This window comes from Zobellia russellii (assembly GCF_044597075.1).
Classification (GTDB): domain Bacteria; phylum Bacteroidota; class Bacteroidia; order Flavobacteriales; family Flavobacteriaceae; genus Zobellia; species Zobellia russellii.
In genome coordinates this window covers 3,219,740-3,235,034 of record NZ_CP139000.1, presented here as the reverse complement: position 1 = coordinate 3,235,034, position 15,295 = coordinate 3,219,740, and the positions used below count along the sequence as shown (strand labels likewise).

Annotated in this window: 13 protein-coding genes, 1 tRNA gene and 1 pseudogene; 6 read left to right on the top strand and 9 right to left on the bottom strand. The window is 37.0% G+C overall.

Annotated elements, in window-relative coordinates; translation table 11 throughout:
• The first annotated feature begins 23 nt into the window (after nt 1-23).
• From SJY45_RS13165 to SJY45_RS13155, 3 genes are all read left to right on the top strand, one after another.
• Nucleotides 24-977, top strand: coding sequence for a type IX secretion system membrane protein PorP/SprF (locus SJY45_RS13165; protein ID WP_215913434.1), 954 nt, complete (start codon nt 24-26; stop codon nt 975-977).
• Between the two features lie 104 nt (nt 978-1,081).
• The gene (gene folB / locus SJY45_RS13160) at nt 1,082-1,444 is read left to right on the top strand and encodes a dihydroneopterin aldolase (RefSeq protein WP_400071263.1); all 363 of its coding nucleotides are present in this window, start codon (nt 1,082-1,084) and stop codon (nt 1,442-1,444) included.
• Between the two features lie 147 nt (nt 1,445-1,591).
• Nucleotides 1,592-1,662 (top strand) — tRNA-Cys (locus SJY45_RS13155).
• 94 nt (nt 1,663-1,756) lie between these two features.
• Here SJY45_RS13155 and SJY45_RS13150 read toward each other — a convergent pair.
• The 3 genes from SJY45_RS13150 to rnr form a co-directional block, all read right to left on the bottom strand.
• Nucleotides 1,757-2,425 (bottom strand): LysE family translocator, encoded by a 669-nt coding sequence (locus tag SJY45_RS13150; RefSeq protein WP_400071262.1) that lies wholly within the window; start codon nt 2,423-2,425, stop codon nt 1,757-1,759.
• 121 nt (nt 2,426-2,546) lie between these two features.
• Nucleotides 2,547-3,227: a head GIN domain-containing protein gene (locus SJY45_RS13145; RefSeq protein ID WP_400071260.1), complete on the bottom strand. Its 681-nt coding sequence runs from the start codon at nt 3,225-3,227 to the stop codon at nt 2,547-2,549.
• Between the two features lie 60 nt (nt 3,228-3,287).
• Nucleotides 3,288-5,480 (bottom strand): ribonuclease R, encoded by a 2,193-nt coding sequence (rnr, locus tag SJY45_RS13140; protein WP_400071258.1) that lies wholly within the window; start codon nt 5,478-5,480, stop codon nt 3,288-3,290.
• A 650-nt stretch (nt 5,481-6,130) separates the two neighbouring features.
• Between rnr and SJY45_RS13135 the strand changes: the two genes are divergently transcribed.
• Together SJY45_RS13135 and SJY45_RS13130 are read left to right on the top strand one after the other, a co-directional pair.
• Complete coding sequence (locus SJY45_RS13135) at nt 6,131-6,562, top strand: RpiB/LacA/LacB family sugar-phosphate isomerase (RefSeq protein ID WP_400071256.1); 432 nt, start codon at nt 6,131-6,133, stop codon at nt 6,560-6,562.
• A 384-nt stretch (nt 6,563-6,946) separates the two neighbouring features.
• Nucleotides 6,947-7,390, top strand: a complete 444-nt coding sequence (locus tag SJY45_RS13130) for a GNAT family N-acetyltransferase (protein WP_400071254.1) — start codon at nt 6,947-6,949, stop codon at nt 7,388-7,390.
• A gap of 47 nt (nt 7,391-7,437) precedes the next feature.
• On the opposite strand, the gene SJY45_RS13125 is transcribed toward SJY45_RS13130, so the two are convergent.
• From SJY45_RS13125 to dcm, 3 genes are all read right to left on the bottom strand, one after another.
• Nucleotides 7,438-7,812 carry a hypothetical protein gene (locus tag SJY45_RS13125; RefSeq protein ID WP_215436802.1) on the bottom strand — a complete coding sequence of 125 codons (375 nt, stop codon included), beginning with the start codon at nt 7,810-7,812 and terminating at the stop codon, nt 7,438-7,440.
• Between the two features lie 259 nt (nt 7,813-8,071).
• Nucleotides 8,072-8,686, bottom strand: coding sequence for a hypothetical protein (locus tag SJY45_RS13120; protein ID WP_400071251.1), 615 nt, complete (start codon nt 8,684-8,686; stop codon nt 8,072-8,074).
• A gap of 26 nt (nt 8,687-8,712) precedes the next feature.
• Nucleotides 8,713-9,939: a DNA (cytosine-5-)-methyltransferase gene (dcm, locus tag SJY45_RS13115; RefSeq protein ID WP_400071249.1), complete on the bottom strand. Its 1,227-nt coding sequence runs from the start codon at nt 9,937-9,939 to the stop codon at nt 8,713-8,715.
• 40 nt (nt 9,940-9,979) lie between these two features.
• On the opposite strand from dcm, the gene SJY45_RS13110 reads away from it, so the two are divergent.
• Nucleotides 9,980-11,191, top strand: a complete 1,212-nt coding sequence (locus tag SJY45_RS13110) for an NlpC/P60 family protein (RefSeq protein ID WP_400071248.1) — start codon at nt 9,980-9,982, stop codon at nt 11,189-11,191.
• Between the two features lie 26 nt (nt 11,192-11,217).
• On the opposite strand, the gene SJY45_RS13105 is transcribed toward SJY45_RS13110, so the two are convergent.
• The 3 genes and pseudogenes from SJY45_RS13105 to SJY45_RS13095 all read right to left on the bottom strand — a co-directional run bounded on the left by SJY45_RS13105 (nt 11,218) and on the right by SJY45_RS13095 (nt 15,252).
• Nucleotides 11,218-12,054 (bottom strand): hypothetical protein, encoded by an 837-nt coding sequence (locus SJY45_RS13105; protein WP_400071246.1) that lies wholly within the window; start codon nt 12,052-12,054, stop codon nt 11,218-11,220.
• Nucleotides 12,055-12,225: 171 nt separating this feature from the next.
• Nucleotides 12,226-13,047: pseudogene (locus tag SJY45_RS13100) on the bottom strand (fructosamine kinase family protein).
• A 75-nt stretch (nt 13,048-13,122) separates the two neighbouring features.
• Nucleotides 13,123-15,252, bottom strand: a complete 2,130-nt coding sequence (locus tag SJY45_RS13095) for a pyrroloquinoline quinone-dependent dehydrogenase (protein WP_400071244.1) — start codon at nt 15,250-15,252, stop codon at nt 13,123-13,125.
• Nucleotides 15,253-15,295 lie beyond the last annotated feature (43 nt).

Below are 15,295 nucleotides of genomic sequence, written 5' to 3'. Positions count from 1 at the left end.
CTTAACCTACAACCTACAGTACCATGCGCAAATTCATATGGACCATGCTGCTCTTATCGGGCATCATAACCGCAAGAGGGCAGGAGCTTAATTCGCCCCAGCTTACTCAATACTTGGCAGATAACCCATTTGTTCTATCACCGGTTTATGCAGGTATAGGAGACCATGTAAAAATTAGGCTTAACGGTCTTACACAATGGGTAGGAATCAAAGACGCGCCACAAACACAGTCTCTGGCAGCAGATATGCGTTTAGGTGAAAAATCCGGTATAGGTCTATTTTTATATAATGATAAAAACGGGTATACCAAACAACAGGGTGCCAGGGTATCTTTTGCTCATCACTTAACTCTAGACAGATATGATGATGAATTTTTATCCTTTGGTCTTTCTTATAATTTTAACCAGTTTAGAATAGACATTGATAAATTTGTGGATGCCAATCTTGATCCGGGAGTTATTAACAACCGCCAAACTAGCAATCATAACTTTGATGTTGGGGTACTGTACAGATATGGTAAATTCTACATAAGTGGTAATGCATCCAACCTTTTAGGCAAGGATCCTAGCAGTTTTACCTTTGATGCAGATGAACCTAATGAACTAAGAAACTACTACGTATATACCGGATACAGATACAGAAAAAATAAAAACAGTGATTTAGAAATAGAGCCATCTTTACTCTTTAAAATGTTTGAAAGTGATGGACGTTCAGAAACCGATTTAAACCTAAAATTTAGATGGTACAATTTTGAAGACTATTTCTATGCCGGTGTTAACTACCGTTTTTTGAACGATCAAATAGGTAGCCCACTTTTTATAGCGCCTTTTGCAGGTCTAAAAAAGAACAATTTCTACTTTGGGTATTCCTATCAAATAATTCTAAATGAATTACTTACTTATAGTACAGGTACCCATGTAGTAACTATTGGTGTAGACTTGTTTCAAGGACTTAGTAATTGTCGTTGTACGTATTAAGCGGCAAAGTTGTTCAAAATACCTGTCCGATTATGAAAATTACAGCCTAGCTTTCTATTCTAATCTCAGCCGTTTCAATTAAGTTTGCAAAAATAAATTTGATTTTGGACAAGGTTAAAGTTAATAATATAAGGGTCTATGCCCACCACGGTTGTTTAGAGGAAGAAACTGCCATAGGTAGCGAATATTTGGTAAATGTATCTGTAAATGCCAATTTAACCAAAGCATCAATTTCCGATAGATTATCAGATACGGTTGATTATGTTCATATTAACCATATCGTGAAAGAGGAAATGAAAGTGCCTTCTAAACTTTTGGAACATATTGGTAAACGTATCATAGATCGTATTTTTAAAGAAATTCAAATTGTTCAAAAAGCAGAAGTTGAGGTTTCAAAAATAAACCCTCCTATAGGCGGTGATGTTGAAAAAGTGACCATAGTTTTAAAGGAAAAGCGAAAAAAATAAAGTACCCAATACACTAAATCATCATTCTAAATAACTGCAAATCTTTATACTTAGCTCTTTTTATGTACGACGTAAATAGTCATTGTGAAAAAAAAGTAAAGTAAAAATAACATTTCCATCAAAAAAACTATCTTTGCACCTGCAAATGGCATCGTGGCCGAGTGGCTAGGCAGAGCTCTGCAAAAGCTTGTACAGCAGTTCGAATCTGCTCGATGCCTCAACAAAAAACCTTCGTGTACAACGAAGGTTTTTTTGTTTCAAATACGAAACATCCAGAGCAAGTATATCATTACAATACCCCCTATTATTTAGCTAAAGCTTTTCTATACGTTCAATACCGTTTTCTATATTAAACTGGTCTTTTGGTAAAAAACCTTTGATTATTAGCACTATACCACATAAAATCAAAATAATACCAAGTCCTTTTTTAATGAAAAATATTCTGTTTACCGTTAGTTTCTTCTTTAACTGTTTCGCCAGAAGAATCTTAAATATATCTGTTACAAAATAAGCCCCTACCATTGCAGAAAAGAACACTACAATACGGTTAGGGTCATTATCCAAACTAGGTCCTACCACAATGATAATACCTAACCAAAATACCAACACCCCAATATTTATAAAATTCAGCAGAAAACCTTTTACGAACAGACCTAGATAGTCGCTTTTCTTAACTTTTATATTAGTTTCTACCTGTTTGGGAGGTTTTTTAAATATGGTAACAATACCATACACCAAAAGTATTGCACCTCCAAAAACATACAGACCGGGCTGGTTGCTTAAATTTTCAAGAAGTTGAAAGCTACTAAAATAAGCAAGAACAAGAAAAACACCATCTGCAAGAATAACCCCAAAATCAAAAATAAGGGCCGCCCTAAATCCTTTAATGGCACTTGTTTCCAAAAGAACAAAGAAAACAGGCCCAATCATAAAGCTTAAAAAAAAGCCTAATGGAACTGCTGCCTGAATGTCTTCCCACATGCGTTATTCTTGGTATTCTTTACTATTAATTTTAAAGCGAAATGTAGTTTTACCCTTCCTGATAAGAAATTGGAAAGGCTACACCACAAAGCTAAGGGATTAAAACTGGAATAAAAACCGATTACATTCGTGTTACCGTACCACCAAACACAGTTTTTTCATCCATTTTTTTAGGATTGCCGTACACCAAAACCTCTCCGCCGGCCTTTACAGTGGCCTTTACATAATCCGATGCGTAAATCTCTGCACGAGATCCGGCATTCACATTTATAGTAGAAAACTTAGTTATGAATTCTTTACCCTCATAAACACCACCGGTATTTATGACAATATCCTGTAAATTAGAGGAGCCACTGGTTGAAATCATTCCACCTGTAACCGTTTTTACCAACATCTGTTCAACTTCGGCATTAATTTCCAGTTCGCCACCTTCTTGGGCCTTAAGCTCAATAACTTCTTGTTTTATAGATTCATCCGAAACTATTCTAGCATCTTCGTTAACGTCTATAACAATAAGTTTTTCGGTATAGTACAAATCAACAAAAGTTCTGTACCCACTAAAAATTTTACCTATTTGCATTCTTATTTTAAGAACACCATCATTATTAACAATAGCTACCTTATCTATATTCTCACCGGATATAACGGCCTTATTCTCATTTGCCTTGATAAGCTTAATGGAAAGACCGTCAAAAGCCTTAACCTCTGAGAATTTAGTTAAGTCTTGAGTCATAGTAGCATCTTGGGCAAAAGTAAGTTGAAGCCCAAGAATACAAATGACAAGCAAAACGAACTTTTTCATAATGTACCTTTTTAGGTTATTTTGATAGTTCAAAGACAAAATCCGTTCCAAAAGAACCGATTAAGACTCATGCTTTCCCAAAAGAGAGAAATCTAAATGACGTTTTACCAAATCTGAGTTTTTTACCATGACTACTACTTCATCACCCAATTGGTAAGTTTTCTTTGTCCTTTCTCCTACAATTGCGTACTCCTTTTCGTCAAAGGTATAATAATCATCCTTTATATCGCTGATTCTCACCATGCCTTCGCACTTGTTCTCTATAATTTCAACATAAATACCCCATTCGGTAACTCCACTAATAACACCAACAAACTCTTGGTCTTGGTGGTCTTGCATAAACTTGATCTGCATGTATTTAATGGAATCTCTTTCTGCACTGGAAGCTAAGTACTCCATATCTGAAGAATGTTTACATTTCTGTTCATAAACCTCTTCTTTTACAGATGCACCACCATCTAAATAATGTTGCAATAAACGATGTACCATTACATCCGGGTATCTTCTAATTGGTGAGGTAAAATGCGTATAATAATCGAACGCTAAACCGTAATGCCCAATATTATCCGTTGTATAAATAGCCTTGCTCATACTACGTATAGCAAGTGTATCTACCAAATTTTGTTCTTTCTTGCCTTTAACATCGCTCAAAAGCTGATTTAGAGACGCGCTAATGGATTTTTTATCCTTAAAGTCTAACTTGTGCCCAAACCTGGAAACAATACCGTTAAGCGCTATTAATTTATCTTCATTAGGATCATCGTGAATACGATATACAAACGTCTTTTTAGGTTTTTGTTTACCTATGAATTCGGCCACTTTTCTATTGGCCAGCAGCATAAATTCCTCAACTAACTTATTGGCATCCTTAGATTCCTTAAAGAATACTCCAACGGGTTCACTTTCTTCGTTCAGGTTAAAACGTACTTCTACCTTATCAAAAGAAAGAGCACCTTCTTGCATACGTCTGCCCCTCATAATTTTGGCCATCCTATCCATTTCCAAGGTAGCGTTTACTACATCTTCAGGAACGGTATAGGCATCTTCACGAATAGAAATTTCTTTTGGAATACTACCTTCCTTGGTTTCTATAATATGTTGGGCCTCTTCATAAGCAAAACGCTCATTGGAATTTATAGCCGTTCTACCAAACCACTGGTTCTTGATATTGGCATCCTTATCCATTTCAAAAATTGCGGAGAAGGTATATTTTTCTTCATTGGGCCGTAACGAACAAGCGTTATTGGACAATACTTCCGGAAGCATGGGAACCACACGATCTACAAGATAAACGGAAGTTGCTCTTTCATAAGCCTCATCATCCAAAATGGTATCCGGTACCAAGTAATGAGAAACATCTGCAATGTGAATACCTATTTCATAATTACCATTTTCCAGTACTTCAAAAGAAAGTGCATCATCAAAATCCTTGGCGTCCTTAGGATCTATGGTGAAGGTTAAAACCTCTCTCATATCCCTTCTTTTGGCAATTTCCTCTTCTTTTATAGAAGTATCAAGAGTATCTGCAAAACGTTCAACCTCAGTAGGAAATTCATACGGGAGTCCGTATTCTGCTAAAATGGCATGTATTTCTGTGTTATGCTCTCCTGGTTTTCCCAAGACCTCAATAATTGTCCCAGTGGGTGAATCGTCTTTGTCTTCCCAACCATCCAATCTAACAATAACCTTATCGCCATCATTGGCTCCTTTTATACTATCTTTTGGAACAAAGAAATCCGTGTACATTCTAAAATCCGTGGGACGTACAAAAGCAAACGTCTTTTGTAAATCTACAATACCTACAAACTCCGTTTTCTTACGTTCCAGGATATTGGTAATCTCACCTTCTAATTTCTTGCCATTTCTCCTTGGAAAGATATACACCTCTACAGTATCTCCATGAAAGGCCTTTTTAACTTTATTGGCAGGAATGAAAACATCATCCTCCATATCTTCTATGACAATATAAGCATTGCCCCGGCCGGTAAGATCAACGGTACCCGTGTGGTACTTTTTGGAAGAAGCCAAGGCCATATAATTACCCCTGCCTTCTTCTTGTATTCTTTTCTTTTCTTTAAGTTGGCCCAACCTTTTTATTAATTGGTTACGGTCCTGGGTATTGTTAAGGCCAAGTTTGGCCGCTATTTGTTTATAATTGAAACTCTTTTTAGGTTCTTTCTCCAATACGGTAAAGATTCCTTTTGTTATCTCGTTGTTTCTATGATTACGAGCTTTCTTTTTGTTCTTTGACATTAACTATCTTTAATTTATACGGTAAATTACGAATTATAATCCATTACATCCGTTATTGAACATCCTTGATCTCAAAACAAGGTTATCAACAACTATATTATAATCTGTTTTTCTTTTTTAAAATTTAAAATAAAATTGGTGGTTATTATAGAGTGTTAATAAGGCTTATAAAAATTTGAAGAAATAGTTGTTCCATGTTACTTAAAGAAGTTGTTGACAATTTGTACCGATCTAATATAACACAGAATCAGGGTGATAACTACATTATCAATATTCGTTGATAAGCGATATCAACATAAATTATTTAATAAGTAAACGTAAATTTAATGTTAATTACCTCCAATAACATTTTGATAGCGTATTACAAAATGGGTAAAAATAATTTTCTCAATTAGAGATTAGTTTTGTAGAGTACTATTCAGGTGAGAAATCAAAATTTAAGATCTACTTTCTTTTGCAAGGTTATTAACAATATAAACACCTTTTAACAATAACAAATTAACAATGAACAAGTGTTTACAGAAAACTAATGTTGTGAACCCTATCCATGTTGTGGTAAAGCACTAGTATTTGTACCTTTGAGAGCTATAAAAGGGTTTTATACACTTATAAAACCGTACAAATTTAAGCTTCTAACAAGATTACGCATAATGAAAATAGCTATTGGAAACGATCACGCGGGTACAGATTATAAATTGGCCATCGTTGGTTTATTAAAATCTATGAATATAGAGGTTAGCAATTACGGAACTGACGGAGCTGATAGTGTTGATTATGCAGATTTTGTACATCCTGTTGCCTCAGATGTTAATAACGGTAATGTTGATTTTGGAATTATTATTTGTGGTAGCGGTAACGGTGCCTCAATGACTGCCAACAAACACCAAAAAGTACGTTGTGCTTTGTGTTGGACAAAAGAAATTGTTCAATTAAGTAGAGAACATAATGACGCTAATATATTAAGTCTGCCGGCTAGATTTATTTCATTACCACAGGCATTGGAAATGGTAAAGACCTTTTTGAATACCAATTTTGAGGGAGGTAGACATGAAAGGAGAATAGAAAAAATTCCTTGTAAGTAAGCTTCCAAAGTTTTACTTTTAAAAAGGAAAGTTTCTTTATAGTCACTTTCTTATCCAACCATCTTACTAAATTACCAGATGTTTATAACTGGAGCAATCTTGTTATGAAGGTTATGAGGTATCCAAATATGTTCAATACAATGTGAATCCATTTTAATATGGGTAGTGTATTGCAGATATAATCAAGTTCCCAAACTATTGTTTTTGCTTAAAAAGTAGGTTTTAGAACAGTTGCCGCAATAAAAACATCAAGGTTAAGGAGTTTTACAACATTCTTAAGACATAAAAGACATCGTGTATCACAAATGAGGTATTAACAACGTTACTATATAACCTAAATACCAAAATGTAAAAACACGTAAATAATTGTACAAGATTGATAGTATGATGGAAATAAATGTAAAATCATTTGAAGCGCTTACCAAATTGGAACTTTACCATATTCTTAGGTTACGAAGTGAAGTTTTTGTTGTTGAACAGGATTGTGTTTACCAAGATATAGATAATAAAGATCAAAAAGCGTTACATGTTATAGCCACTAAAAACAATGAAATAGTTGCTTATACCCGAATATTTAAACCGGGAGATTATTTTGATGAAGCAAGTATTGGTAGGGTAGTGGTTAAATATTCCGAAAGAAAATACGGTTATGGAAAAGATATTATGAAAGCATCTATTGCAGCGGTAGAGAAACACTTTAATACGCCGGTCATGAAAGTATCCGCTCAATTATATCTAGAACGTTTTTATCATACTTTAGGTTTTGACCAAGTAGGAGATGGCTATCTTGAAGATGGCATACCGCATATAGGTATGGTTAGAAAATAAAAAAGGTCCGTTACATACGGACCTTTTTGTTTCTTATGATTGTAATGTTATATACGAATAGGTTCTTTATTGGATAGGTTAATATCTTCCAACATATTGTCAGTAAACTTGTAATGCCCCTTGGTGGTTATAATTCTAAATCTATTGGAATTCATTCTGCTTAAGGTATCCAAGAAAAGCCACTTGGTTTTTAGCAGTCTGGGTTTAGATGATTTCAAGCTTATTTCAAAGTAATATTTTCTACCGTTTTTAAGCGCTACTATGTCTGGGGTAATTTTGGAATCCGTACCTTTTCTAACATAGGATTTGGGAGTATCGTACCCCTCAATATCCGCTTTAATATCTTCGAAACCTGTGGCTTCAAGATGATTGATCGACTTCTCTAAAAACTCCTGATTTTCTGACTTTTCTGTTCTTACCATAAAGGATAAGATATAAAAAATAACCGCAATTGCAAATTTTTAGTGTTGATTAACAGCATTTTAAGAGCGCAGAGTCCTTCAATTTGTACATTGTTTTCAATTTTACAGAACCGACTGACCGGTCTAATTGAATATAATTCGGAAATAAAAATCAACTATTTTAATCGTTTAAAAACATGTTGATAACGCTGTAAGTAAATCAAAACCAAACCTTAAAGCTATAATATAACTTTACAGACTGATCAGTCTAAAAAATCTGTTAGGCCAATCTTTTGGCAACACCGGTTTCTTCTAGAAAATCGAGCTTTAAAATAAGGTTTAATGGTTTTTCGGCCTTGTTATTTGTGGATGCGTACAGGTATCCTTCGTTCCTATGGTTCAATTCACTAATCTTAATTTTACCATGAAGCTCTTCATCAGGCACAATGTATTTTTTTAAGCTTGATAAAGTAATAGATCGGGCCGTTAAAACGTCTATTAGTTTTTGTCTATTTACCAAGGTAATTTTACACGAAGTAAATTCTTTAGGTGCATCCGCATAAATTGAAGTTATCAAGGAATAGAAATCCGTTTTTTTTGAAGTGTCAAACAACCAACCTTCTTTTAATATACCGTTCTTCTGGTAACTTAGTTCAAAGGCAAAAGTGGGTAAATTTTCATTTAGGTAATCTAGTTGGGCCTTTTCGTCAATTGAATAAGTTCTACCACAGGTTTTACGGGTGAAAATTAAATCTATACCCGCCATTTGCTGTTTCATATAGGACACCCGCTCAAAAGAGTATTGCTTTAGATATTGGCGGTAATAGCGATCTAACAAAACACACAGCTTCTGCTCCCTTTCCAAATCTGACTTAAAATTACTTTTAAGGGGCATACGGTTGTTAGTTTTAGGCAGAAGAACTAAACCTCAATTTTAGCGGCCAGGGCTTCGGCAATTTTTTCTACTACGCCTACCACAAGGGCATTTCCCATAAAAAAGGCGCGTTTGGTATCACTTATACCCTCTAATAACGTATGATTATCCGGAAACATATTTAAACGTTCTAATTCTACCGGTGTTAAACGCCGCAATCCTTTTGATGTCTGCACTACATGTTTAAAACGTGAAGGCGATTTTCCGCCTTCACCGGTAATAATAGTCCTTGACGCGTTGTCCAGAGCATCGGGAAAAATCATCCCGCCTTCACTATAATTATAGGTAAAACCGGTTTTGGCCGTTCGTACTTCTTTTTTAGCTCCTTTTAAATATTCCCATTTAGGAAAATCCTCTTCGGGAATAAAAAATTCAGGCGTTACTTCACCATTTTGGAGCACATCCCCTAAAACAGTACGTTTACCATCATAACTGGCTTGCGTTTTTACCGTAAATACTTTTCCGTTTATGAACACTCCCGTATTTTGAAAGGGAGAAAGTTTTTCACCCAAATTAAAATTGTTCGAAATATGCACCAAATCACCCTCAATTTCAAAGGAAATCGGTTTTTGAGTGGTTTGTTGCACAGGAAAAGCAGAAGCTATAGTACCTTCTGAAAGTACCCAATCCGCTGAAACGGACTTTTTAAGTTTTTTGTAAAGCGAAGTTGATTTGTGATACCCTAAGAAAAATATGCGTCTGCGCCGTTGTGGCATTCCATAGTCCGCGGCATTAATAACCCGCCATTCTACGGCATAACCCAGATCATCCAAACTTTTCAACATAATGGCAAAATCACGCCCACGTTGGGCAGAAGGTGATTTTAATAAACGGTCTACATTTTCAAGAAATAAGTATTTAGGCGGATTCTTTTTTTCCGAAAGTATTTTATGAATACTCCACCACAGCACGCCTTTTTTACCAATAAGTCCTTTGGAGTTCTGTAATGTAGTAGCTACGGAGTAATCTTGACAGGGAAATCCGCCTACCAGAAGGTCTGCATCGGGTATGGTTTGCGTTTCAACTTCCGCAATATCTTGGTTACTGTGGTTTTCTTTGCCAAAATTGGCCTCATACACCAAAGAAGCATGTTGCGCTTTGGTTGAAGGTTCCCATTGGTTGCTCCAGACTACCTCATATTGTCCGGTTTTTTCCAGGCCTAGGCGAAATCCGCCTACTCCTGCAAAAAGTTCTATTGCCTTGAGTTTGCTCATTTGCGATAAAATTACATAATTTCACTAAGGCAAAGTAAACATGATAATAGATTTAAAAATGAAGCGATATAGGTTAGGGGTTTTAGTTACCGGTTTTTTTGTGTTTTTTCTGGTTTCGTGCACCAAACAGAGTGAGAGAGAAGCAAAACTATTACAGACCATTACAGATGTAAAAAAACAATACGCTCCGGATAAACGAACGGCGCTTTTTGATGTTCACACCTTTATAGATACTGAAAAGTATATTTTAATGGGCGAAAGTAACATCCCTGAAGCGGTAGAACTTTTGAAAACCACCTTAGATGCTGAAAATATTATCTATGAAAGTAGAATTGAAATTTTACCTTCTAAAAATTTAGAGGGCAAAACTAATGCGGTAATCAATATTTCAGTGGCCAATCTTAGGAGTAATCCCAAACACTCTGCTGAGCTGGCAACGCAGGCCACATTAGGTACACCAGTAAAAGTCTTTAAGAAAGAAGGCGATTGGTTCTATATTCAAACCCCGGATAAATATCTGTCATGGGTAGATGTAGGCGGAATTGTTTTGATGGATGATAACCAAGCTCAAAAGTGGAAAGGCACTTCAAAGCTGATTTACACCCAAACCGCGGGATATTCATATGAAAATGCCCAAGTTGGGCAACGTGTATCCGATTTGGTTGCCGGTGATATTCTAGAATTAAAAGGAGAGAACGGGCACTTTTTTGAAGTGCAGTACCCAGACGGTAGAAAGGCCTTTGTAAGCAAAGAAGAAGCAGAACCGTATGAAACTTGGTTGGAAAAATTAAACCCTGATCAAGAGAGCCTTGTAGCGACTTCAAAAACCCTTATGGGTGTTCCCTATTTATGGGGAGGAACCTCAACAAAGGGTATGGACTGTAGCGGGTTTACCAAGACCATCTTTTTTCTTAACGGAATGGTTATTCCTAGAGACGCTTCGCAGCAGGTGCATACGGGTAAAGCCATTGATTCTGTTATGAATTTTGATAAGCTGCAAAAAGGCGATTTGCTGTTCTTTGGAAGAAAAGCCACGGACTCAACCGCAGAAAAAGTGGTACACGTGGGTATGTGGATCGGGAACAATGAGTTTATACATGCCTCAGAAATGGTACGCATAAGCAGTATGGACAAAAATGCGGATAACTATGACGAGCATAACCATAACCGTTATTTGCGCTCAAAACGCATCTTAAAAGAAAATGATGATGCCTTGATTAGCTTGGTTAAAAATCCTGTTTTTAAGGATTAATGCTCGGGCTCGCTTTGGTCAGTTATTTACTTAAACATTTTTAAATCTGGGTTTCCTTCTGAGTCTTTTGGAAAGCTTTTCCCGGTTTTTTTATAATTTTTTAGTAGCTCATCGCCTCTATAATATTCGAAATGCATATAATCATAAATATTTTTTTGGGTATAATCACTAATATAAATTCTCTCTTCATGAGTAACTCCATTTTTTAGTATGATTTGAGAAGCTAAAACTATGCTCTTTTTTGTGAATCCATTAAGGTCTAATTCTAGGGGAGAATGAGTCGATCGCCCAGGTATTACTGCATATTCAAAAACGGCGTGATTATCATAAGTCCTGGCATTTTTTATGTTTCGGTTATCTATAAAACTAAATTTAATAGGGTTATTTTTAACAGGATTCATAATTCTTATAGATACTCTTAAATCACTCAAAGAAATCATGAAATTATTTAAATATCCTATATACATTTTTTTTGTAGATCTATTAACTCGAGGGTTTGTTTCTATAAATTTTACATCTTCTGAAATTATATCTTTCATTTGATTTGCTAAATTTCTATTTTCTTTACTTAGCAATCTGTTTTCAATTAAAATGTCATGATTTAAGTTGTTTAATTCTTCATTTTCTTTCAACAATTTTTTGCTTTCTAGTACTAATTTTTCTGTTCTCGCTTCTACTTCTGCCGATATTATCTGGGAGAACTGAATACTATCTTGGCCGGAGATTAAGGTTTTAGTGTCTTTGGTTAGCTTTTTATTGAATTCACTCGTATCAATAAAAATACGTACAGTTCCAATAATTGTGAGTATTGCTCCTATTACTAGACAGAACAACGTCCAAAAACTCTCTTTAATAAGTTCCATTGTAATATTCATTGAATTGTTGAGATAACAGTAAATTAAGTAAACTACTTTCAAAAAAAACTCTCCGAGCGTAAACGTCTCGCTTATTCCCTTCATTTCAAATAAAACATCAAAAAATGGAGAAGGATTTATTACAGCCTACTAATCCAATCTCTAAATGTAAGTAAAAACTTAAAAATACCGCTGCAATATTTCCGTAACCGAAGCCTTATAAGAATTACCAAAAAGGTTTAAATGCACTAAGAGATAGTAAAGTTGATAGATATCTGTTCGTTCTTCTTCATTACCAATTGGCGCAAAATGTTCTTGATAGGCATTGTAGAAAGAAGCACCAAAACCTCCAAAGAGCCGGGTCATGGCCAAATCTACTTCATGATGGCCAAAATACACCGCTGGGTCTATTAAATAAGAGGTTCCGTTTGTTGCTATGAGATAGTTACCACTCCATAAATCGCCATGTAATAAAGATGGTTTTGTGTTGGGAAATAGATTTTTACAATTTGTTAAAAGTTGGTCTTCGGAAGGGATTTCGCCATCATTTAACTTACCTGTATCTTTTGCCAGTTCCAATTAGGGCGCCAGTCGTTCTTGAACATAGAACTCCGCCCAATCCAAATGATTGGAATTGGACTGCTCAAGATTGCCAATATAATTGTCCGTGGAGAACCCAAATTCGTCTTGGGTCGTATAGTGGTGTAGGGCTGCCAGTTGATGACCCAAAAGTTCAAAGTCGGTTTCTGAAGGGCGTTTGGCTTCAATATAATCCATCACCAAAAACCCGCCCTTTTCTAAGGGTTCGCAGAGTAAAATATTGGGCACGCTTATCGTTTTGGATTGGGCAATGGCTTGCAAACCCAATTTTTCGGCCTTAAACAGCTCATAACCATTTTCTCCTCGGTTGATTTTACAAAAGAAACGTTCCGTTTCGGTTTCCAGCAAGTAGGCTTCGGAAATATCACCCCCAGAAACGGATTGGATACGTTCAATATTCACACAGAGCAAATAGGCAATATGTTCCTTTAGATGTTTATCCACGTTACTAAGTGTATGACATTAACAATGACTTTTTCAATCCAAGGCAAAAGCAATGATGGTATTCCCCTTTTTGGTTCTTAATTTTTCACCACCACAGGCTAGAGCAATAAATTGTTTTCCGTTTACTTCATATAGGGTTGGTGTTGCAAAGGCCGGGGCAGGTAATTTATATTCCCACAGTTTTGCTCCGGTATGTTTGTCGAAAACCCTAAAATAACCATCGCGGGTAGCAGCTATAAACAAGAGTCCGTTTTCCGTAATTACGGGGCCTCCGTAGTTTTCTGTTCCCGTTCCGGTGATGCCTTTTTCCAAGAGTTCCGGCGATTCGCCCAAAACAATAGACCAAATATACTCTCCGGTATTTAAATTAATGGCATGCATTGTTCCCCATGGCGGGTCTATGGCCGGTAGCCCATTCTTATCCAAAAATTTATGGTAGCCCAAGTGTTTGTAGGGTGTTCGATATCCTTTTTCAGAATTAGTGTTTTCGGCAACGTTATGTTTAATTTCCTGATTGAACAGAAAACGGATGAGTGCATCTTTTTCCTTCTTTTTCAATTGTGGAAAACCCGTCATCATCCCTTTTCCGTTTGCAATGATAGAAGAGATTTCATCTTTCGACTTTCGGAGTTCAATATCTACCAATGAAGGGAATCCGCTTGCGGCCAGTCCTTTTCTATCCGCTTGATGACAGCTCACACAATATTGACTATAGGTAGCCTCGCCCAAGGGCAAGGTTTCTAACTTGGTGTCGTTTATACCCATTTGCATAATCCAGGGCATCTCGTTGGAATTCACATAAATAATTCCCTCTTCGGGGTCGGCCGCTGTACCGCCCCATTCTGCGGCGCCATCGTAACCTGGTAAAAGTAAGACAGGCTCTAAACTTGGTGGAGTATAGATACGCTTGTCCAATTTGCTCAAAATGGCTTTAAGGGAATCCGGGTTTTCCGCATACGGACTCACATTATTTTCTGTGATGTCTGTGGATTGCCGTGCAAAAGGCTTCGGTTTTACTGGAATAGGCTGGGTGGGCCAAGTCTCCTCACCGTTCAAAGTGGAAGCCGGTACAGGAATTTCTTTGATATCAAAAAGGGGTTCGCCCGTTTTTCGGTCAAAAACATACACATAACCTTGTTTGGTAACCTGAGCCACGGCAGCAATTTTTTTACCTCCTCGCTCTACCATCAAAAGATTGGGCGGGGCAGGAGGGTCGCGATCCCATAGATCATGATGCGTAAATTGAAAATGCCATAGCCTTTTGCCTGTATTTGCATCCAAAGCCAACAGGCAGTCAGAATAAAGGTTGCTTCCTTTTCGGGCTCCCCCGTAAAAATCAGGTGCAGCGGAACCTATAGGCGCATAGATGATTTCCAAATCCTCATCTACCGCCATACCGGCCCAATTATTGGCCGCACCCACTTCATCACTTAAATAAGCATTTTCTTCCCAGGTATCATAACCTTCCTCCTCAGGATGCGGAATGGTATGAAAAACCCATTCTACGGCACCTGTAATGACGTTGAATGCCATAAGATTTCCCGGAGCGGCGCCAGAACCTTCGGAGAGCCGAAGGGGCATTACAATGAGGTTTTTAAAAATAGTTCCTGGCGTATTGGATATCACGAACTTTTCCCGTGCACTTTCGGGCATTCCTGAGCGCAGGTCTATTTTACCGTTATCGCCAAAAGTGGATATAGGTTTTCCCGTTAGGGCATCCAAAGCAAAAAGATGAGGTCCGCGTGTACAGAGAATCCGCTTGTCGTCACCCTCTTCCCAATACGACACGCCCCTGCTGGTAGAATGCCAAACTTGTATGGAATCGCCAAACTGCCAAATTTCCTTACCCGTTTTGGCATTTAAAGCTACCACTCTGAGCGCTGCGGTAACCCCGTACAGCATACTATCCACCACCAAGGAATTCATCTGCATCTGGCCCCAATCTGCCGCTTCATACGTCCAGGCCACTTTTAGGTCTTTTACGTTTTCTTTGGTAAACTCGGAAAGGGTGGAGTAGTGACTACGGCCCGGGTCTCCCAAATAGGAAGACCATGTGGTATAGGCCTTATTTGCTGGTTCTTGTTTTGTATCTGATTGACAACTAAAAAGCAGAATACCCAGAGCAGTGCACAACAGGGGTAAAATTATTTTTTTTGAAAACATATAGGAGAAAGTATAGCTTTCCTAAATGTAGGCAAAAACTGAA